Origin of the sequence: Sphaerisporangium rubeum (assembly GCF_014207705.1) — a bacterium.
Classification (GTDB): domain Bacteria; phylum Actinomycetota; class Actinomycetes; order Streptosporangiales; family Streptosporangiaceae; genus Sphaerisporangium; species Sphaerisporangium rubeum.
In genome coordinates, this window is record NZ_JACHIU010000001.1 from 5,964,960 (window position 1) to 5,985,951 (window position 20,992).

Here is a 20,992-nt window from a genome sequence, read left to right on the forward strand (position 1 = left end):
TGGCCTCCCCTTACCAAAGACCCCTATACCCGCACATCACAAAAGAAACGGGGAGAGTAAAATCAAGTACGGTCACTCGTACGACTGAAGGCAGACAGGGAGTCGATAAAGTCCCCCAGCAGGGACATCAAATCCGGGTCACCCTTGAAGAGCGAAATATGATCACCGTGCCGCCGGACATGCAGGGTCGCGTCCGGCAGCGTGTGCGCCACCACCTTCGATCCGTCGGGGGACGCCGTCGCGTCGTCGGTGCTGGTGACCACCAGCACCGGCCGGTCGAGACCCGCCAGCCACGGCGTCACGTCGGTCCTCATGATCGCGCCGTTCAGCTTGCAGTACCGGTGCAGCAGCCCCGGCGTGGCATACGGGTAGACCACCAGGTGCGCGAGGTCCGGCGGGACCGCCGACAGCATGGTCTGGCACAGCACCGGGTGGATCATGGCGGCCTTCTCCGGCGCCGCGGCCCCCATCTCCATGAGCGCCACGAGGTTCTGCTGGTGTGAGGTCTTCTCCGCCGACGGCACCCCGGCGAAGTCGCCGTGCCACAGGCTCAGCGACCCGACTCGCGCGGCGTCGCGCCGCGCGGCGGCCAGCCCGATGACCGCGCCGCCGCACAGGCACATCAGGTGCGCGGCCCCGACGCCGAAGTGGTCCATGACGGCCAGCAGGTCGCCGGCCTGCGCGTCGATGTCCGCCGGCAGCGCGCCACCGGCGTCGATGTGGCCGAACAGGCCGCGGCTCTCCCAGGTGACCACGAAACGGTCGCGGGCCAGGAACCGCATCCACTGCTCCGACAGCCGGGCCGGCATGCCGCACGGCGTCACGATGACCACGGCCGGGTCCTCGCGCCGGCCCGCCGTGTACGCCGGCAGCGGCGGGCCGCCACCGGGCACGGGGACCTCCTCACGGGTGGCGAACCCCTCGAAGGCGGCCCCGGTGACCTCGGCCGCGGTGCGTTCGACCACCTCCAGCGGCACGTCCGGGTCCAGCGCGCGGCGCCGGAGGTCCAGGTGCTCGCTCAGCACCCGTTCGAACACCCCGAGCTCACCGGTGTCACCGGTGAGCCGGAACTCCGGTGCGCGAAGCCGCTCCGCCATCCGGTTGAGCAGGGAGGCGACCTCAGCCGGACCGGCCACGCGCACCGGATGATCGAGGACCCCCGCGAGGGGCCGCGCCGACAGCACGGCCTCCGCGAGGCGTGTCAGTTCCGTCGTCTCGGCGGTCACCGGCATCACCGCGTGACGAACGGGTGTCCGGTGGTGGTGGCCGTCGCGATGCGGTTGTGCGGGTTGCCGTTGTGTCCCGCGACCAGCACCGAGCCGTACCGGTCCAGGCTGACCCGGCCGCCGTACTCCTCGATCACGTCGGTGTCGGGGTACACCCGCACCTTCGTCGGCACGTACCGGGACGCGAAGCCGAGCCGCATCTCGTCGGTACGGCCCGAGTGCGGCAACGACGCGTGCATCAGCGTCGACCAGAACAGGATGGCCTCACCCGGCCGCATGACCATCGAGACGGCCTGCGACTCGTCGGGCTTCCAGTCGGGATCCTTCTGCAGCTCCCGGTAGTCATAGCCGAAGAAGCCGCGCCGCACGCCGTCCTTCTCCTCGGCGTTGATCTTGTCCGGGTCGTAGTGCATCTTCTTGGTCTCGTCGTAGAACATCGTCTGATGCGTGCCGGGGATGAACTGCAGGCAGCCGGTCTCCTCGTTGGCCTCGGTGAACGCCGTCCAGACGGTGATGGTGCCGCCGAACTCCTCGTCCTCGGGCCACACGATCTGCGGCTGACCCGACGCGTTGGCGAACGTGTCGGCCTGGTGCCAGTCGGTGCCCTCGTCACCGGGGTACTTGGGGAAGAACTCGGTGCGCCAGCACAGCACGTCCGGTCCGAGCACGCTGGAGACGCGGTCGACGATCTCGGGCCGGCTGACGTGGTCGGCCAGGAACGTCGAGTCCAGGTGCCGGTCGTAGTTGGAGATGTTGGTGTTGCCGGAGGACGCGGCCTCCTCCTGGTACACGGCGTTGCTGCGGTCCATGAGCCGCAGCCGCTCGCGCCGCCAGGCGGCCTTCATCTCGTCGATCTCGTACACCTTGAACGGCCCGAAGTATCCCTGCGTGTGGAAGGTCTTCAGCTCGTCGGGGGTCATGGCGAAACCGGCCTGTGTCCGGATGTCCTGCATCGGTGATCCCTTCCTTACGCGTTCTGTCGTTCCTCGACACAGGCGGCCAGGCCGCGCACCGTCGCCTCGTCCGTCTCCGCGCCGGTGAGCGCGAGACCGTAACGGTCGTTGATCTGCGCGATGATGCGGGTCAGCGCGAGCGAGGTCGCGCCGAGGTCGAACAGGTCGGTGTCGAGCGGGATGTCGTCGCGGTCGAGCACGTCGGCGACGATGCGCCGCACGACCCGTTCCGGCGGCACCTCGTCGGATGTGTCGGGCCGCTTCGCCTGGTCGATCAGAGCGCCGCGGTCCACCTTTCCCTGCAGGGTCATGGGTATCTCCGCAATGGTGTGTATCTGGGATGGACGTGCGTGGACCGGCAGTTCCTCGGCCGCACGCGCGGTGAGCGCCTTCGTCAGCTCCTCGTGGTCCGTGCCGTCCGACGGCACGACGAACGCGAGCAGGCGCACGTCGCCTTCGCCGAAGTCGCGTGGCGCGACGACCGCGCCGGTGACCCGCGGGTCCCCGAGCAGGCACAGCTCGACCTCGCGGGGCTCGATGCGGAAACCACGCACCTTGATCTGGTCGTCGGCCCGGCCGACGTAGGCGTACTCGCCGCCTGGCAGCCGCACCGCCACGTCACCCGTGCGGTACAGCCGGGTGCCGCCGGCGTCCTCGGCGAACCGCTCCGCCGTCAGCTCGGGACGGTCGAGGTACCCGCGCGCGAGGCCCGCTCCGCCGACGTACAGCTCGGCGGCCACGCCGTCCGGCACCTCGCGGCCCGCGGCGTCGAGCAGCCGCAGCGACAGGTCGGGGATCGGCACCCCGATCGGGCTGATCTCCGGGTGCCGCAGGTCGTCGGCGAGCACCCGCCGGTACGTCACGTGCACGGTGGTCTCGGTGATGCCGTACATGTTGACCAGCTCGGGTTTCTCGTCGCCGTACCGCTCGATCCACGATCCGAGCACCTCGACGTCCAGCCGTTCGCCGCCGAAGACGACGTGCCGCAGGCGGAACGGCGACGGCTCGCGCCGGCGCGCGTCCGCCGCGACCAGGTGGCGGAACGCCGACGGGGTCTGGCTGAGCGCCGTGACCCCCTCGGTGAGCAGCAGCTCGCGGAACGCCTCGGGGGACCTCGCGACGTGCGCGGGGACGATGACGAGCCGGCCGCCGTACAGCAGCGCGCTCCAGATCTCCCACACGGAGAAGTCGAAGCTCACCGAGTGGAACATCGTCACGACGTCGTTCTCGTCGAACCCGAACCACTGCTCGGTCCGCTCGAACAGCCGCACGGCGTTGCGGTGCTCGACCAGGACGCCTTTCGGCGCGCCGGTCGAACCCGAGGTGTAGATGACGTACGCGAGGTCGCCGTCGGTGACGTCATCGGCGGGTTCGCCGGGCTCACCGGGCTCGTCGATCCACACGGTGCGCACCGGCCGGTCTTCGAGCACTGCGGCGACCCGTGACACCGCGACGACGGTCGTGACGCCGCTGTCGGCCAGCAGGTACTCGATGCGTTTGTCCGGATATGTGGGGTCGATGGGGACGTAGGCCCCGCCGGCCTTCAGGATGCCGAGCAGCCCGACGATCATCTCGACGCTCCGGTCGGCGCACAGCCCCACGAGGACGCCGGGCCCGACCCCGAGTGCGCGCAGCCTCGGCACGAGGCCGTCGGCGCGCGCGTCGAGGTCCCCGTAGGAGATCTCCTCACCGGGGGTGGACACGGCGATCCTGCCGGGGTGCGCCGCGGCGCGCTCGGCGAAGATCTGGTGCAGGCATCGGCCGGTCATGTCGCGTACATCCCCCAGTGGTGCGGGGTGAGCGCGACGTCCTCCATGCTGGCCGGCAGGAACATGCGGGCCCAGGTGCCGCCGCCGCGCTCGGCGGAGATGCGCTCCTGGAAGTACAGGTCGCGGACCTTCTCGTCCTTCACGTGCAGCGACAGGACCTTGTAGTAGGTCGCGAGCGACTTCAGGTGGATGAGCCAGTGGATGCGGTCGGCGGTGCCGAAGGCCTCCTCGTACACGAAGACCGTGGCCTCGCCGGGGAGGTTCTCGTTGATGGACTCGGCGGCCTCGCGCGCGAAGGTGCGGCCCTCGGAGCGGAAGTCGTAGTCGAGCACCGCGGTGCGGTGCAGCAGCAGGCCGCAGTTGCCGGAGTGCAGGATCTGCTCCGACGGCAGCGGCACCTGCTCGCGCGCGCCGGGGAGGCCGCTGATGGGGCCCTGCTGGGTGTACTGCGCGGTGCTGCGTTCGCGTTCGCCGTCGACCTTGGTGCCGTACATCCCCCAGAACTGCGGCAGCAGGACGGTCTCCCGCATGCTGCCGTCCACGAACATCTGCTCCCAGCCGGCGCCTTCGGCGGGACCGGGCTTGGCGACGTTCTCGCGGTACTCCTCGTCGGCGGTCCCCATGTGGACCATGGCCTCGTAGGCGTCCAGTGAGCTGAGGTGGATGAGCCAGTGCAGCTTGTCCTTGGTGCCGAACGTCTCCTCGTACACGTAGACGCTGGCCACCCCGACCTGCTTGGCGGTCACGACCTCGGCCATCATGCGGGCGAACTTGCGGCCCTCGGCGTGGAAGCCGTTCTTCAGCTGGGCCGTGCGTTCGACGATCACTCCGGCGTTACCGGAATTGAGGAGATCCGCTGCGGGGACCGAGGTCTGCTGCTCGGCCGGCGGAATGACCGGACTCGGATTTGTCATCGCTAGGACTCCGTCTTTTCTCGGTTGTTCGTCACGCTAGTCCGGGCCGCGCGAGCCGCCTGCTCAAAACTGAGCAGGCCTCTCACAGCGGGATGTTGGTGTGGTGGCCGCGCGAAGGCAGGGCTTCGAGCAGCGCGTCCGCGATCCTGCGGCGGGTCTCCTTGGGGTCGATGACCTCGTCCACGACGCCGATCTCGACGGCCTTGGCGACGCCGCCTGCCTCGCGTTCCTGCTGGGTGATGAGGGTGCGGCGCAGCTCCTCGCGCCGGTCGGCGGGGGCCGAGCGCAGTTTCCTGCGGTGCAGGATGTCGACCGCCGCGGAGGCACCCATGACGGCGACCTCGGCGGACGGCCAGGCGAACACCGCGGACGCGCCGAGCGCGCGGGAGTTCATGGCGACGTACGCGCCGCCGTACGACTTGCGGGTCACGAGGGTGACGCGCGGCACCACGGCCTCGGCGAACGCGTGCAGCAGTTTGGCGCCGCGCCGCACCACGCCGTCCCATTCCTGCTTCACTCCTGGCAGGTAGCCGGGGACGTCCACGACGACGACCAGCGGGACCCCCAGCGAGTCGCACATGCGGACGAAACGTGCGGCCTTCTCGGCGCTGGCGGCGTCCAGGCAGCCGCCTTTGCGCAGCGGGTTGTTGGCGAGCACGCCGACCGTGCGGGTCGCGAGCCGCGCGAGCGTGGTGACCATGTTGGGGGCCCAGCGGGGATGCAGTTCCACGCCTGGCGCGTCGACCAGGCCGTCCACCAGGGGTCGGACGTCGTACGCGCGGCGCGGCCGGTCCGGCAGCAGGACACCGAGGTCGGTGTCGGTGACCCGCTCGGGCCGGAACGTCCCCTGGTCGGCGAGCAGCGCGGTGACGCGCCGGGTCTCGGCCATCGCCTCGTCGTCGCACGAGGTGACGACGTGCGCGACGCCGCTGCGGCGGCTGTGCGTGTCGGGGCCGCCGAGCGCCTCCATGTCGACGTCCTCGCCGGTGACCTCGCGCACGACGTCGGGGCCGGTGACGAAGATGCGTCCGCCTTCGCTCATGACCACGATGTCGGTGAGCGCCGGCCCGTACGCGGCGCCGCCGGCGGCCGGGCCGAGCACCAGGGAGATCTGCGGCACCACGCCGGACGCGCGCACCATGGCCGCGAAGATCTGGCCGACGCCGTGCAGGGCCGTGACGCCGTCGCCGAGCCGCGCGCCGCCGGAGTGCCAGACCCCGACGACCGGGACGCGCTCGGCCGCGGCGAGGTCGATGGTCTCCACGATGCGCGCGCAGCCCTCGGGGCCGAGCGCGCCACCCATGCGGGACGGATCGGTGGCGAAGGCGACGGCCCGGCAGCCCGCCACGCGTCCTCTGGCGCCGGTGACACCGCAGGCGTCGTCGCCAGGCAGGGGTTCGAGGGTGCCGTGGTCGAACAACGCGCGCAGCCGGGCCTTCGGGTCACGTTCCTCCATGGCGGGTCACCACGTCACGGGTAGCTCGTGCACGCCGTACACGAACATGTCGAAGCGGAACTTCACCTCGTCCACCGGGATGGCGAGCCGCAGGCCCGGAATGCGGTCGAACAACGTGGACCAGACGGCTTCGAGCTGCGCGCGGGCCAGGATCTGCCCCATGCACTGATGCAGGCCGTACCCGAACGAGAAGTGGTCGTGCTGCTCCCGGTCGAAGTCCAGCCGGTCGGGACACTCGAACACCGACTCGTCGCGGTTGGCCGACGCGACCACCACGACGACGCCGTCACCCTTCCTGATGAGCCGGCCACCCACCTCGACGTCCGCGGTGGCGGCGCGGCGCAGGCCGTAGTCGATGACGGTCTGGTGCCTGATGATCTCCTCGACCGCGGCAGGCAGCTTCGCCGGGTCGGCCCGCAGCTCGGCGATCCGCTCCGGGTTCTCCAGCAGGGCCACCGTCCCCGCGCCGATCTGGTTGGCGATCGTCTCGTAGCCCGCGACCATGAGCAGCGTCGCGATCCCGACGACCTCCTCCCTGCTCACCCCCGCCGCCTCGCGGCGTTCCCCGAGGCGGCTCAGCAGGTCGTCCGCGGGTTCCGCCTCCTTCGCCGCGACCAGCTTGTCCAGGTACGTCTTCAGGTCGTCGCGCACCTGGATACGGCGTCTGGGGTCCACGCTCTGGTTGCCGATGACCTTGGTGGTCTCATGGAAGTACTCACGGTCCTCGTACGGCACACCGAGCAGCTCGGTGATCACCATCGACGGCAACGGCAACGCGAGCGCGTCCACCAGGTCCACCGGCGGTGTGCGGCTCGCCATGTCGTCCACCAGCTTCGTCACGATGCCGTCGATCGCGGGCCGCAGCGCCTCCACGCGCCTGCGGGTGAACTCCGGCTGCAACATGCGGCGCAACCGCGAATGGTCCGGCGGGTCCATGCGGATGAACGTCCCCGGCCCCGGTGGCCGCGCGGTGAGCCGCGCCGGGAAACCCGGGGTGGAGAAGTCGGAGCTGAACCGGGGGTCACCGAGGATGGTCCGCGCGTCCTCGTACCGCGTCACCAGCCACACCTCGCCACCGTCGAAGTCCAGCGTGATGCGGGTGATGGGACGCTCCGCGCGGAACCTGCCGTACGCGGGAGGCGGGTCGAGAGGACAGGCCTTGGCCCTCTCCATGGGATAGGTGTCGGGAAGTCTCGCATCGATGTCGGCGGCGTCCATGTTCCTCAGCATCCGCCGCACGCGTCCGCCGGTCTGCTCAACACTGAGCAGGCCCCGGACACGACGGCGGCCCGGCGGAGCAGTCCCCCGGACACGACAGTGGCGGGACGACCGCGGTCGTCCCGCCACACGCCACTTCGGTCAGGCGGTGACCGTCTTGCCCTTGTGTCCCTTGCCGGCGGCCTTCTTGGCCATCGACATGTCGCGCAGCGGGACCTCCTTGAGGAAGAACGTCGCGACCAGACCGACGCACACCGCGATCGCCGACGTCAGGAACACGTCGTGCAGCGCACCCGCGAGCTGCTCAGGCGACACGCCGCCGCCACCGAACACCCCGGACTGGCCGCGCACCCCGACCTGGCCGGTCAGGATGGAACCGAGGATCGCCAGCGACACCGGCCCCGCGAACATGCGCCAGAACTGGATCTGGCTCGTCCCGACCCCCATCTGGCTCATCGGGATCGCGCTCTGCACCACCGCCGTGGCCATCGGGAACGCGATCCCGATCCCCACACCGATCAGGACCATCGCGACGATCGGCACGACCTGGCCGGTGTGCGTGCCGACCGTGGACAACATCCACAGCCCCGCCACGATGGCCAGCATGGCGAACACCGCCAGGTACCGGTAATGCGTCATCGCCGTCATCGCCTTGCCGGCGATCGGCCCGACCAGCATCAGCCCGAGCGTCATCGGGATGAGCAGCGTGCCGGAGTGCGTCGCGGAGACCCCGAGCACACCCTGGTACAGCAGCGGCACGTAGAACGTGACCCCCATCATGGCGAACGCCGAGAAGAACGCCACCACGACCATCACCGCGAACTGGTTCTGGCGGAACATCGGGAACGGCACCAGCGGATTGGCGGCCTTCCGCGTCTCCACCAGGAAGAACACCACCAGCATCAGCGCACCGCCGATGACCAGCGCAAGCACCTCAGGCGACGTCCACGCGTGCCCCTGACCCGTCAGCGTGAGCCCGATCAGGATCGGCACCACACCGGCGATCAGCGTCACGACACCACCGAAGTCGATGTCACGCCAGCTCGCGCTGGACCGCACGTACGGCACCCCGACGACCACCGCGAGGATCGCGAGCAGCCCGAGCGGCACGTTCACGTAGAACACCCACCGCCAGCTCCACGCGTCCGTGATCAGCCCGCCGATCGGCGGCCCGATCACCATGCTGAGGCCCGCGACACCGAAGAACACCCCCTGCATCTGGGTGCGGCGCTCCGGAGTGTAGATGTCGGCCAGCATCGTGAAGATGTTCGCCATCAGGATGCCGCCGAACAGCCCCGCGAGCCCGCGGAACCCGACGAGCTGCGGCATCGTCTGCGCGAACCCGCACAGCCACGACGCGACCACGAACCCCGCGAGCCCGGTGAGCAGCACCGGCTTGCGGCCGAACATGTCACCGAACTTGCCGGCGATCGGCACGACCACCGCCGCCGCGACCGCGTACGACACCCCGACCCAGGCGTACAGCCCGAGCCCGTTCAGCTCGTCGGCGATGCGCGGCATCGCCGCACCCACCACGGAAACGTCGATCGACGCGAGGGCGAGCGCCAGGATCGCGCCGATCGTCGCGATGAGCTGGGTCCGCGGCGGCAACTCCTGTGGCGCCGCGTTCCCGCCTCTACTCATATCGGACTGGCTCACCGGCCATCGCCTCCCTAAACGATTCCGTGTCTGCCTGTATCTCCTGTGGTCCGAGTACGCGCCGTGCACGCCGATCCGCACACGCAGCCGTATCCAAGCCCCAGCCAACCCCCCCACCCGGTCCGCGTCTGCTCAACACTGAGCATCACCCGGCCCCGCACCGCGGCACAGCGCGAACCAGGCATCGATCGCTGTCCGCCACAGACCCGCACCTGGCCGTACCGGCCGGAGACACTGGTTGATGCACTCAGCCCTGTGCTTTACGATACGAGGCGTGTCGTATAGAAATAGTGGTGAGGAGGCCGCGCGCGGCCGTCCCCGTGACGCGGCTCTGGATCAGCGGATCACCGCCGCCGTACTGGAGGTGCTGGCGGAGTCCGGCTACGAGGGGGTGTCCTTCGAGGAGGTCGCTCGACGGTGCCAGACCTCCAAGGCGAGCCTGTATCGACGGTGGGGCTCCAAGCGGGAGATGGTGATCGCCGCGGTCAAGGCCGGTCCCGCACAGCGCGAGGCCGGCGAGCCGATCGCCACAGGTACCCTGCGCGGGGACCTGTTGAGCCTGTGCCGGCGCCTGGACCAGACCATGCGCGCCGCGGACAGTCAGACCGCGATGCTGCTCCTGCAGGCGGGCCTGGAGGACCCGGACCTGTGCGAGGCCATCGAGAACGCCGTCGGCCCGACAGGAGCCCGGTTACCGCGACAGGTCATCGACGCCGCGATCGCACGCGGCGAGCTGCCCGACGGCGCGGACCCTTTCGCCTTCGAGGAGGTGGTCGGTGCCGCCCTCCTGCTGCGACGGGTCAACGACCTCGCCGTCGACGAGGAGTACCTGTCCGCACTCGTCGACACCATCGTCATCCCAGCCCTGAAGGCATCGTCCGGACGAGCCCCCCTACCCGCCGGGATCTTCTCCGGCCGTCCGGCCCCCACCACCCCTGAGACCACCGCGCCTGACGCGAAGGAGAACGCATGACCAGCCGACCGACGATCAACGGCTTCGACTACCAGGCCCTCCCCGGCGCCGACGGCGTCACCCTCAACGTCGCCGTCGGCGGGAGCGGGCCGGCCGTGGTCCTCCTGCACGGGTTCCCGCAGACCAACTACATGTGGCGCCACGTCGCGGCGAGGCTAGCCGCCGACCACACGGTCATCGTCCCCGACCTGCGCGGATACGGCGACAGCGACAAGCCGGACGGAAGTGACCCCGCCACGTACTCCAAACGCACGATGGCTCAGGACATCGTGACGGCAGCGTCCGCGCTCGGCGTGGACCACTTCGGGCTCGTCGGACACGACCGCGGTGCACTGGTCGCCGTCCGCGCGGGCCTGGACCACCCCGCCGTCGTGGACTACCTGGGGATCCTCGACGTCCTGCCGACCCTCGACACGTGGGCCGTTCTGCGGGGAGTCGACGCCAAGGTCGCCTGGCACCTGTACCTGATGGCTCAGCCCATCGGGCTTCCGGAGAAGATGATCCGCGCGGTCGCTCCGGAATTCTTCGGCTCCTTCCTGGACGCATGGGACCCCGCCGGCACGACGTTCACCCATGAGGAGCGCGCCTACTACATCGACAGCTCGGTCGCCGCGATCGACTCCATCGTCGCCGACTACCGGGCCACCGCGAGCATCGATCTGGAGATGGATCGAGCCACCCGTGAGCGTGGCGAGCAGCTCACGATGCCGGTCGGCGTCATCTCACAGGACTGGGGCTCCCGGCTCGGCTTCGACGCCGCATCGCTGTGGCGGGCCTGGGCTCCGGACCTGACCTACCAGCCGACCACGTCCGGGCACTTCATGGCCGAAGAGAACCCCGAGGAGATCGTCACCTTCATCACCACCCTCGCGACGCGTCCGACCGCGCGGAACCACTGATCGCCCCGAACGCCGGGACGCGCTCCCGGGCCGGCCGCACCACCACAACCATCACCGATACAACCACCACCGGCCCCACACCGCGCGCGCCGACCAGCCACCCTTCTCACGGTTGATCGACCTCTCCGGTCAGCGCGCCTGGCGCTCCCCGACGTGGCCGAACCCGGCCGGCACTCCCCTGCTCAACACTGAGCATCACCCCGGCCCTTCGCTCCTTACCATCGGCCGCATGACGACCCTCCCCGAAATGGCCCACGCTCGCGACAAGGACCTCGTGGCCCTCACCGTGGACGGGACCCGCTCACTGACCGCCGGTCAATGGCTCCACGCCGCCGAGGCCACCGCGGCCCGCCTCCCCGCCACCCGCACCGCCCTCCTCCACGACGACGCCGACTGGCTCACCCACGCCGTGGCGAGCCTCGCCGTCCACATGGCCGGCGGCACGGTGGTCGGCCTCTCCCCCCACCTCCCGCGCGCCGAGTTGCGAGCCCGCATGGAGCGCTGCGAGGTGGCCGGCCTCCTGCACGGCGACGACGTCAAGCCACCCGCGACCACCGCGTGGACCGCGTCCCCCGAGACCCTCGGCACCCTGGACGTCCCCGGCGCCGGTCACCCGCCGTCCCCCTCCGACGACCACGTCACCGACATCATCTACACCTCCGGCACCACAGGAACCCCCAAGCCGGTAGCCGTCCCCCTCGCCAACCTCACCTTCGGCCACGAAGGCCGGGGCCGCCTGTTCACCGGCGTCGACGGCGTGCTGGCCGCCGTCCCCATCGGCACCAACGCCGGCCACAGCGCCATCATGACCGCCATCACGGCCCCCACGACCGTCCACGTCCTCAGCCGCCAGGACCCCAAATCCGTCGCGCAAGCCATCGAGAAACTCAAGGTCTCCATGGCCATAGTCGCCCCCTCCACCGCGACCCGCATGGTGGCCCTCGACCTCCACCACCGCCACGACCTGACATCCCTCAAGATCCTCATGCTCGGCTCGGCCCCCGTCCCCACCCCCACCGTGAAAGCCCTGGCAGAAGCCCTCCCCACAACCACGATCGTCCTGGGTTACGGCTCCACGGAATCAGCCCCCGCCTTCGTCAGCCGTCCCCTCCCCCCAGGCACCCCACTGGACGGCCACCTGGGCCCCCCGAGCCCCGGCACAGACCTGACCATCACCGACCCCGACGGCCACCCCGTCCCCCCAGGCGAACTGGGCGAGATCCGCCTCCGCTCCGCAGCTCCGAGCCGCCAGTACTACAAAGACCCCGAATCAACCGCGAAAGTCTGGCAGGACGGCTGGACCCGCATGGGTGACCTGGGCCATGTGGACGACCAGGGCCACCTCCACTTCTTCGACCGAGCCGCCGACGCTCTGACCGCCTCCGACGGCACCCCGGTCAGTTCCCTCCGAGTGGAACAGGCCTTCCTCTGGCACCCCGCCGTAGCAGAAACCGCCGCCTTCCAAACCCCCGACGGCATAACCACCGCCATAGTCCTCCGCGCCGCCGCCGACGTGAAAGACCTGAAGAAGACCGCCGCCGACCACCTGTCCCCCCACGAACACCCCTCCAAAATCATCCTCGTGGACTCCCTCCCCCGCGGCCCCATAGGCAAGACCCTGAAACGCGAACTCCGCCACCAGGCCACCCCCAAGAAGTAACCATCCGAAAATCCCCCCACAATCCCCCACGAACCGGACCGGCACTCCCCCGAATTCCTCACCGCAGCCCCACCCACCCCCACCTGCGTTACCGTGAGGACGGGGACATCACCAGATCCGCAGAGCGTGATCACGGGGCCATCGGCACATTCGCGGGGGGCGACCACGGCATGGGAGAACCACAACCAGGCACCGGCCCCCTGTCCCCCGACTTCACCGGCATGGACCCACCCCAGATGGACGCCTTCATAAACTCCCTCGAACATGCCAGAAACCAGATCAGCGAACACACCGAAGCCATCCGCCGCGTCCTGACCGCCAACGCCGTCCCGACAACATCCCTCAATCCCATATCCGAAATAGAACACTGGATCGACACAAAACTCCCCGACCTCCGCCGCCGCCACCAAATAGCCCGCGCCACCAGCAACCTCCCCGACTGGTCCCCCGCCGGCACCCCCCACCTGATCCCCTACGCCGAAGCCCAGGCGTCCACCACCCCGGCCGAGTCCCGCCTCCTCGGCACCGAACTCGCCGGCCAGTACAAACGCATCAACCCCGACGCGCTCATGGACCCCCTGCTGGACCAGAAATACCAGCAGATCATCGACACCCTCGCCGACCACGTCAACGACCCCGAGTTCACCGCCGCCTTCTTCGCCGCCCTCGGCCTCGAAGCCACGCTGCTGCTCCCCGTACTGGCCCGCAAGAAGATCGGCATGCCGAACGGCGTGGGCACCGTACAACCCCCCGACCCGTCCGACAAAGTACTGACAACCATCAGCAACGCCTTCGCCACCGCTATCACCGCAGGCACCCACATCCCCGGCATGGCAGCCATCAAAGAAGCCCTCCGCACCACCCCGGCAACCCGCCTGAACCGCTTCGGAACCAGCCTCCTCGTCCTCACCGGCCGATTCCCCGCCGACTGGCTGGCTCAGGTAGTAGCCATCAACACCTCCAACCTCACCACCAACCCCATCGCCGGCTTCCTGTACGCACTAGGAAACAACCCCACCGCCGCACGCCTGACCCTACGCCTGTCCGCCGGCGACTACACAAAAAACAGCACCAACCTGGCGACCCTACTGACCCGCCTCGCCACCCGAAGCCGCGGCGACGGCCTCACCCCAGAAGCAGACTCCTTCGGTCGCATGCTCGCCGCCGCCGCAGGCGCCTACGACGAAAAAGACGGCCACCATTCCAAAGACGCCGCCACCGTGGCCTTCACCATAATGACCACCCTCCCCCAAACAAATGTCGGCCAAGCCACCAGAATCCACCTCGCAGAAATCGCCGCCTCCTACGCCACCGAAATCCTGGAAGGCGCCAACCTAGCCGACAGAAACCACATACTCCCCAGCTCCAACACACCCGTGAAGTCCTCCATCCCTGGCCTGCACCCCGCCTTCCACCTGAACCCGGAAGACACCTACCACTACCTGAAAACCTTCACCGACACCCTCCCCAACCAGGCCCCCTTCCAAGCAGCCATGGGCCAACTGACCACCCGCCTGATCAAAGAAGCCGTCCCCCAGATGCTCAAATCCAAGGACCCCAACCGCCTCGACGACACCTTCGCAGCCCTGGGAAACGTCCGCGGCCTGGAACTCGCCGCCAGAGAGACCTGGGGCAACGCACAAGACCAGGCCGCAGAAGAGTCCCGACAACTACAAAGCCTCCTCATAGGCAACGCCGCCGGCGGAGTCGGCCTAGCCTTCAGCGGAGTAGGAGCGGTCGTCTACACCGGCCTCAGCGCCGCATGGTCCTATTACGACACCACCAAAGCCGCACCCCAGAGTGAGGTCGACAAAATCCGCGCCTCCGACGCACGAGAAACCCTGGGCCGCCAGCACACTATCGCTCAAGCCCTGTTGGACGCAGGATTTCCTCCTGGCACTGCTCCTGAGGATTATCAATCCAAGAGCCGACCTGTAACGCCGATAGCGGACTCCGATGGCCGCCTGCAGCCCTTTCCCGAGATCATTAAGTCAGGAAAGCAAGGGCTCGACGATTTCGACGGATGGTTGATAGCGAACGGCTTGGGAGGAAACGACGACGGATCCTTAGGGGCTATCGCACAGAAAACCGGAGACATCTACGACGGCCGGAAGGCCAATGCCTACGCACGTGCACGCCTCTTTGACGATTCACTCTCATGAGCTCAGACAGTCGGTTTCACCGGTGATCTTGTACACACCCTTGGATGGCGAGTCGAGAACGAGGCGCGTCCGCGTGGTGCTGTTCATCACTGTCACGGGACTGGACAGAGGGCCCGCGTCTACGACCACGTAGGCAGCAACACGATTCAGGGCCCCAAGAAGAGCAGCTCTTATATTCTCAGGGCTTGTGTCCTTCGCCACATCAGTTCCCGATGCTGCAAAAGTCCGCTTGAATCGACCATCAGAGCATTCACGGCTTTCCTCGCCTTGATCGAGGATAGTCACATTCTGCGCGTTACGTTCCTTGAGGAGCTGCATAACGTGATTTTTCAAGACCCGACCGGCTTCAGCTGCGGTAGGACCGTCATCGGATGCGCAGCCGGCTAGAACCATCAGAGATAGCGCGAGTGGCAAAGCGTTACGAAAACCCCTCACGAATCTGAACATGGCGAACAAGCTCCCGCCTCCGCCTCTGGCATGGCGCACTCAAGCCCTACTAAGCTCCGCTAGAACTGTGCGCCTCCAGTATCCCCTGTCCGCATGGCAAGATCTCTGCGGATCAAGATACTTCGACGAGAAGCGACGACGGGTGACCGCGTCACCCGTTCCGATGAGGCGCCACCGCGAAGTCAGGGCTGCGAAGACCGGCCAGCGCTTCACGCCACTGAATAGTGGGAGGAGCGGCGGCGCGGGTCAGTAGCGCGTCGAACTCGTGTGCGCGTAGCACCACGGCCATAGTGGGGAATGTGTGCGGGTCGTGGATGGCGGCGCTGGCGATGTGGCATGCCTGCTCGACCTGTCCCGCTTTGGCCAGTGCGGTCGCGTACGAGAAGCGAACCAGTGCGGGGTTGCTGGTGAGGGCCGGATCGAAGGCCACCAGCGCTCTGGTCGCCGCGTCCTCGGCTCCCACTGCTTCTCCCAGGTCGGCCCATCCACGCGCTTCGTAGAAAGCCTGCTTCTCCGGCTGGAAGGAGAAGATCCCTGGACGCAGCATGTCAGCGGCGCAGCGTTCGAGGGTGACGCGTGACTTGTGGTTCGTCCGTTCGAAGGCGGCACGATCGCCGAGAGCGGCGTGCGCCATCGCAGCGAATCCCCACATCCAGGCGATCGCGGGAGTGGCATTCGTCGCGCTCTCCAGCCTTGGCATGACATGGGATAGGACACCTTGGGGGTCTGCCGAGTACGTGGGGAGGTAGGCGGCGCTCGCAAGCGCGATGTCCGCGAGGTATCGATCCCCTGCCTCTTCCGCTGCTCGCGCGGCGCTCGTGTACCAGCGTCGGGCCGACGGCCATTGGTTGGCGCAGAACATGATCTCGCCGATGACCAGCGACAGTTTCGCGCCGACACGCACCAGACGGCGTTGCACTTCGATCGGCTGACGATGAGCCAGCAGTTCCCGGATACTCCCCAAGTGCACCAACGTCGTGGAGAGCGAGTCCGTTGGCGGGGTCTTCACGACACGTTCCCCAAGCCGATCAGCCGCGTCCTCGAGATACGTCAGCCGACCTTCGCTGACGTTGCGCGTATCCAGAACCTGCTCAAGCAGGTCCGGTCCGCGGGTGAGGCTCTCGGTCAAGCCCAGCGCCATGGTGGCCGCGCCGAGGTGGAAGACTTCGCGGCGGTTCGTGGTCGCCTCCTGGAGGTTGGGGCGGGTGTCACGAGTGCTCGGGTCGTTGGTTCCAGGGTCGTACGGGGCGAGCAGTTCCGCAACGGTGTGGCCGGGGAACATTCGTTCCAGGACGCGGCAGTGGTCCGAATGGGGTTTGGTCCTCACCCGGCCGTTCAGCCAGCGGTTGAAGGCCTCCTTGCTGGGTGAGGAGCCGACCAGGGAACGGTCGATGCTCCGGGCCGCCTTGTCGTACTCCAGGCAGAACGCGCGGTGGGTCACCTGGTGGCGCTTCATGAGCAGTGCTTTCAGCAAGGTCAGCCGGCCGGACATGCGCGACTCCTCCCGTTGACCAGCGGTGATCACTTTATGGGTTCACTCGACTACGTTACGGATCGGAGACCGGTCGGGGAGAGGATTCACGCAGGAGACGGTGGGATGACGAACTGGCGACCACCTCGCGGCGACTGGTGACCGGCGTCGCGGGATATCGGCGGAGTGTCGAAGGGAGGCGGAGGAAGGTGGGTGACAGCCGGCGCGTAGCCGTTCCTGATGCGGATGAGCCCGGAACGGGCCTCTTGGTGGGTTCGACGGGTTCGGTAGCGTGACGCACCATGCGCAGGGTCGTGGTCATCGGCTGTGGCGGTAGCGGTAAGACCACCGTCGGCCGTCGGCTCGGTGCGCTACTCGATGTTCCTGTCACGCACCTGGATGTCGTGTACTACGACGACGAGTGGCGGGGTCTCTCGCAGGAACGGTTCGCTGCCGTGCAGGAGCAACTGGTCTCCGCGTCCGCGTGGGTGATCGACGGGAACTACGCCTCTACCTTGAGCATCCGCCTCAAGGCCGCCGACACGGTCATGTTTCTGGACCTGTCCGCGATGACCTGTCTCTGGGGAATTCTGCGACGTCGGCTACGGCACGGCAGAGGACAGCACAGGAGCATCGGTGTCTACGACCGGATCACCTGGGACTTCGTGAAATACGTGTGGAATTACCGGCGCACCATGGCTCCGCGGGTCCGCGCACTCATCGACCAGCACGCCGGACATGCGTCTGTACACATCTGCCGCAGTCGAGCGGAGATCAACCGGTTGCTCGACCAGGTCATGGAAGCGGCCTGGCGATGAGGGCTGGGTCACTGGCCGGTGGCGAGATGTCCCCCTAGTCGGGCCACTCGTCGCGGACGGGGACGGGGTGGAATGACGGTCATTTGACTGATGTCGGTGCCGGTGTGTTCAGGTGACCATGGGGCCTGTCAGCACGAAGACGGGAAATCCCAGGAGGAAAGCCATGACCGCTGGTACGAAGCCGACCGTTGTTCTGGTGCACGGAGCGTTCGCGGAGTCGGGGGGGTGGGGGCCCGTGGTCGAGCGGTTGCAGGCTCGGGGGGTTCAGGTGGTGGCGGCGGCCAATCCGTTGCGGTCGGTGGCTTATGACGCCGCGCAGGTTCGGGCTCTGGTGGACGCGGTCGAGGGGGATGTTGTGCTGGTGGGGCATTCCTATGGGGGGATGGTGATCAGTAAGGCCGCGGCGGGGGCCGGGAACGTGGTGGCGTTGGTGTACGTCGCGGCGTTCGTTCCGGAGGCGGGGGACAGTGCGGCGAGTCTGTCGGGGAAGTTTCCTGGGAGCACGCTGGCTGAGACGTTGCGGCCGGTGCCGTTGGGGGACGGTGGCCAGGATCTGTATGTCGCGCAGGAGCTTTACGGGGAGCAGTTCGCTGCGGATGTGCCTGAGGAGGTGACGCGGGTGATGGCGGCCACGCAGCGGCCGATCACGGGGGCGGCGCTGTACGAGGCGGCTGAGGGGACGCAGGCGTGGGCCGAGCTGCCGAGTTTCTTTCTGGTGGCCGGTGCGGACAGGAACATTCCGGCGGACGCGCAGCGTTTCATGGCGGAGCGTGCCGGTAGCGAGGTCGTCGGTATCGAAGGCGCTTCGCACGCGGTGTTCGCCTCTCGTCCGGACGAGACCGCTGACCTGATTCTGCGGGCCGCCGGCGTCTGAGCGGCTTGTTGTCGCCTCCCCCGGCTCGGCGCCGCCAGGGGTGTACATCGCCGAGGGAAGGCCGTCACATGCCGCACCGTTATCTGGCCGAGTTGACCACACCGTCGGTGGAGGCGGTGCAGGAGGAGTACGGCAGCCGTAGCGCCATGCGGCGCATGATGGCGGGCTGGCATACCGACGGGGTGCTCGGCGAGGGGGAGATCGAGTTCATCGGTGAGCGGGACGGCTTCTATCTCGGCACGGTCGGCGAGACCGGGTGGCCGTACGTCCAGTATCGCGGGGGTCCGCCGGGGTTCTTGAAGGTGCTCGGCGTCGAGGACGGTGCGAGTGTGCTGGGGTGGGGGGACTTCCGCGGGAACAGGCAGTACATTTCGGCCGGCAATCTCAGGGCTTCGGATCGTGTGTCGCTATTCCTCATGGACTACGCCGGACGGCAGCGGCTGAAGATCCTGGGTGAGGCCCGTATTCTCGACGCGCGCGCGGAGGAGGCGGCTTTGCTCATGGAGCAGGTCGCGCTGCCTGGCTACCACTCACGCGTCGAGCGGGTCGTCACCGTGCGAGTGGCCGGGTTCGACTGGAACTGTCCGCAGCACATCACGCGGCGTTGGACGGCGGACGAGCTGAAGCCGGTGCTTGAGCAGCTGCACACGGAGGTCGAGGAGCTGCGTGAGGAGAACCGCCGCCTGCGGGAACAGCTCGCCGGCGGCGGGGGCTGAGGCCGGACCGGGGGTCAGGTCGAGGTCATGTCCAGGAGTTTGGTCACGGTGCGCCAGTTGCGGGCCGTGGCGGTCACTCCGAGGAGTTTCTCCCAGTACTGGTAGGTGAGTTTGGCGTTGCGGACGCCGTCGGGGGACCAGGTGTAGATTTCCTGGCCCTCGTGTTTGAAGACCTCGGGGGTGAAGTCTTCGGGGTCGAGGTCCTTCAGGGGTTTGGCCTTCGGCTTCTCCGCCAGGAAGGTGACCAGGTAGAGGGACGGGTTGTCGGCCACGTCGCCGAGGGGGTTGGACTTTATTATCGCGGCCAGGTCGTCGTGGGTTCTGGTGAGGACGGCGGACTTCACGGACATGTCTTTTTCCAGGGCCGTCTCTATTTTCTTGGCGGCGGTGGCGGGGGACTTGTCGGTGGTGTAGACGATGTTGCCGCTGCGGAGGTGGGTCTTGACGTCCTCGAAGCCCAGGGATTCGATCAGGTCGCGGAGGGCCGGCATGGGGACCTGTTTGTTCTTGCCGACGTTGATGCCGCGGAGTAGGGCGACTTGTCGGGTTGTGGCCATGCTCAGCCTCTCTGGGGTCGGGCTCCTGCGGTCGCGGTGTGGCGGGGGCGGTACGCCTTTATTTGGTCTACCAGGTAGGACGCGTCGTCCTTTACCCACCAGATGAGAGCCGAACCGTAGGAGTACTGGCACTGCATGCCGAGGACGTACAGGCCGGGGGCCTGCGTCACGCCACGCTCCTGTACGGGGGTGCCTGCCTGGTCGTGGATCGGAGCGTGGACCCAGGAGTAGTCGTACTGGAAGCCGGTGGCCCAGACGACGGCGTCGGTCTCCACGGAGCGGCCGTCCTCGAAGCGGACGGTGTTCCCCTCGCAGGCGATGGTGCGGCCGACCAGCTCCACGCCGTACTTGCGGGAGATCTTCTTGAGGCTCGGGCCGACGAGGATGGTCTTCTTGTGCAGGCGGTCGCGTTCGCCGATCAGGGGCTTGGAGATGAGGCCGAACTTGTCGCCCCACCAGTGCAGGCCCTTGCCGAGGAACTTGCGGCCGAAGGCCGGCAGGTGGGAGCCCTGGGAGAGCAGGACGCGGTGGGTTCGGGTGAGTTCGGGGGCTATCTGCGCGCCGGAGTTGGCGGCGCCGACGACCACGACGGTCTGGCCGGGGATCTGGGACGGGTTGTGGTACGCGCCGGTGTGGATCTGGAAGACGTCGTCGCTGAGGCCGGCGGCGAGGTCGGGGACCTTCGGCAGGCGGTAGGCGCCGGTGGCGATGATGACCTGCGGGGCCTCGTAGACGCCGCGGCTGGTCTGGAGGCGGTAGCCGTCCTCGATCGGATCGAGGGAGGTGACCTTGGTGCCGAGGTGGACAGGGAGGTCGTGCTCGCGCGCGTAGGCCTCGACGTAGTCGGCCATCTCGTCCTTGCCGGGGAAGTGGTTCTTGTTGCCGGGGAAGCGGAGGCCGGGGAGCGCGCAGTACTCGGCGATGGTGAACAGCTTCAGCGAGTCCCAGCGCCGCCGCCAGGCCTCCCCGAGACGGGTCTCCTCGTCGAGGATGACGAACGGGATACCGGCCTTCTTCAGGTAGTAGCCGGCGACGAGCCCGCTCTGGCCGCCACCGACGACGATCACCTCTGTGCGCTCAGCCATGGTCAACGCTTCCCTTCGTACGGTCGTCCAGGCCATCGTCGCGCGGTGGAGGTGAGAGGGCTGCTCAACACTGAGCACCCCGGAGACGCCGATACGCGGGGTGGCCGTGCCACCCCGCGTATCCGATGCGCAGGC

17 protein-coding genes are annotated in these 20,992 nt (G+C 68.0%); 7 read left to right on the plus strand and 10 right to left on the minus strand.

Features of this window, described 5'->3' with window-relative positions; genetic code table 11:
* Positions 1-62 precede the first annotated feature (62 nt).
* The 7 genes from BJ992_RS25415 to BJ992_RS25445 all read right to left on the minus strand — a co-directional run bounded on the left by BJ992_RS25415 (position 63) and on the right by BJ992_RS25445 (position 9,180).
* A complete protein-coding gene (locus tag BJ992_RS25415; protein WP_184985169.1) occupies positions 63-1,226 on the minus strand; it encodes an alpha/beta fold hydrolase in 1,164 nt (387 codons plus the stop codon).
* Positions 1,227-1,231: 5 nt separating this feature from the next.
* Entirely contained in the window at positions 1,232-2,179 is a 948-nt protein-coding gene (locus BJ992_RS25420; RefSeq protein WP_184985171.1) for a chlorinating enzyme, read from the minus strand.
* Positions 2,180-2,193: 14 nt separating this feature from the next.
* Complete coding sequence (locus BJ992_RS25425) at positions 2,194-3,948, minus strand: amino acid adenylation domain-containing protein (protein WP_184985173.1); 1,755 nt, start codon at positions 3,946-3,948, stop codon at positions 2,194-2,196.
* The gene (locus BJ992_RS25430; protein ID WP_184985175.1) at positions 3,945-4,862 is read right to left on the minus strand and encodes a DUF6039 family protein; all 918 of its coding nucleotides are present in this window, start codon (positions 4,860-4,862) and stop codon (positions 3,945-3,947) included. The genes BJ992_RS25425 and BJ992_RS25430 overlap by 4 nt, the downstream gene beginning before the upstream one ends.
* 82 nt (positions 4,863-4,944) lie before the next feature.
* Complete coding sequence (locus tag BJ992_RS25435; protein WP_184985177.1) at positions 4,945-6,318, minus strand: acyl-CoA carboxylase subunit beta; 1,374 nt, start codon at positions 6,316-6,318, stop codon at positions 4,945-4,947.
* Between the two features lie 6 nt (positions 6,319-6,324).
* Entirely contained in the window at positions 6,325-7,536 is a 1,212-nt protein-coding gene (locus BJ992_RS25440; protein WP_184985179.1) for a cytochrome P450, read from the minus strand.
* A gap of 141 nt (positions 7,537-7,677) precedes the next feature.
* Positions 7,678-9,180, minus strand: a complete 1,503-nt coding sequence (locus tag BJ992_RS25445; RefSeq protein WP_184985182.1) for an MFS transporter — start codon at positions 9,178-9,180, stop codon at positions 7,678-7,680.
* Between the two features lie 289 nt (positions 9,181-9,469).
* Here BJ992_RS25445 and BJ992_RS25450 point away from each other — a divergent pair, with 289 nt between their 5' ends.
* The 4 genes from BJ992_RS25450 to BJ992_RS25465 all read left to right on the plus strand — a co-directional run bounded on the left by BJ992_RS25450 (position 9,470) and on the right by BJ992_RS25465 (position 14,889).
* Positions 9,470-10,168: a TetR/AcrR family transcriptional regulator C-terminal ligand-binding domain-containing protein gene (locus tag BJ992_RS25450; protein WP_221474970.1), complete on the plus strand. Its 699-nt coding sequence runs from the start codon at positions 9,470-9,472 to the stop codon at positions 10,166-10,168.
* Positions 10,165-11,067 (plus strand): alpha/beta fold hydrolase, encoded by a 903-nt coding sequence (locus tag BJ992_RS25455; protein WP_184985186.1) that lies wholly within the window; start codon positions 10,165-10,167, stop codon positions 11,065-11,067. The genes BJ992_RS25450 and BJ992_RS25455 overlap by 4 nt, the downstream gene beginning before the upstream one ends.
* Positions 11,068-11,296: 229 nt before the next feature.
* A complete protein-coding gene (locus BJ992_RS25460) occupies positions 11,297-12,727 on the plus strand; it encodes a class I adenylate-forming enzyme family protein (RefSeq protein ID WP_184985188.1) in 1,431 nt (476 codons plus the stop codon).
* A 236-nt stretch (positions 12,728-12,963) separates the two neighbouring features.
* Complete coding sequence (locus BJ992_RS25465; protein WP_184985190.1) at positions 12,964-14,889, plus strand: DUF6571 family protein; 1,926 nt, start codon at positions 12,964-12,966, stop codon at positions 14,887-14,889.
* Positions 14,890-15,487: 598 nt separating this feature from the next.
* Here BJ992_RS25465 and BJ992_RS25470 read toward each other — a convergent pair.
* Positions 15,488-16,828 carry an NsdA family TPR-like regulatory protein gene (locus BJ992_RS25470; RefSeq protein WP_184985193.1) on the minus strand — a complete coding sequence of 447 codons (1,341 nt, stop codon included), beginning with the start codon at positions 16,826-16,828 and terminating at the stop codon, positions 15,488-15,490.
* 281 nt (positions 16,829-17,109) lie between these two features.
* Between BJ992_RS25470 and BJ992_RS25475 the strand changes: the two genes are divergently transcribed.
* From BJ992_RS25475 to BJ992_RS25485, 3 genes are all read left to right on the plus strand, one after another.
* Positions 17,110-17,625: a P-loop NTPase family protein gene (locus BJ992_RS25475; protein ID WP_184985195.1), complete on the plus strand. Its 516-nt coding sequence runs from the start codon at positions 17,110-17,112 to the stop codon at positions 17,623-17,625.
* Between the two features lie 163 nt (positions 17,626-17,788).
* Positions 17,789-18,499, plus strand: coding sequence for an alpha/beta fold hydrolase (locus BJ992_RS25480; RefSeq protein ID WP_184985197.1), 711 nt, complete (start codon positions 17,789-17,791; stop codon positions 18,497-18,499).
* Positions 18,500-18,567: 68 nt separating this feature from the next.
* Entirely contained in the window at positions 18,568-19,215 is a 648-nt protein-coding gene (locus tag BJ992_RS25485) for a pyridoxamine 5'-phosphate oxidase family protein (protein WP_184985199.1), read from the plus strand.
* 14 nt (positions 19,216-19,229) lie between these two features.
* On the opposite strand, the gene BJ992_RS25490 is transcribed toward BJ992_RS25485, so the two are convergent.
* Positions 19,230-19,772, minus strand: a complete 543-nt coding sequence (locus BJ992_RS25490; protein WP_184985201.1) for a DUF1697 domain-containing protein — start codon at positions 19,770-19,772, stop codon at positions 19,230-19,232.
* Positions 19,773-19,774: 2 nt separating this feature from the next.
* Positions 19,775-20,857: a flavin-containing monooxygenase gene (locus tag BJ992_RS25495; protein WP_184985203.1), complete on the minus strand. Its 1,083-nt coding sequence runs from the start codon at positions 20,855-20,857 to the stop codon at positions 19,775-19,777.
* Positions 20,858-20,992 lie beyond the last annotated feature (135 nt).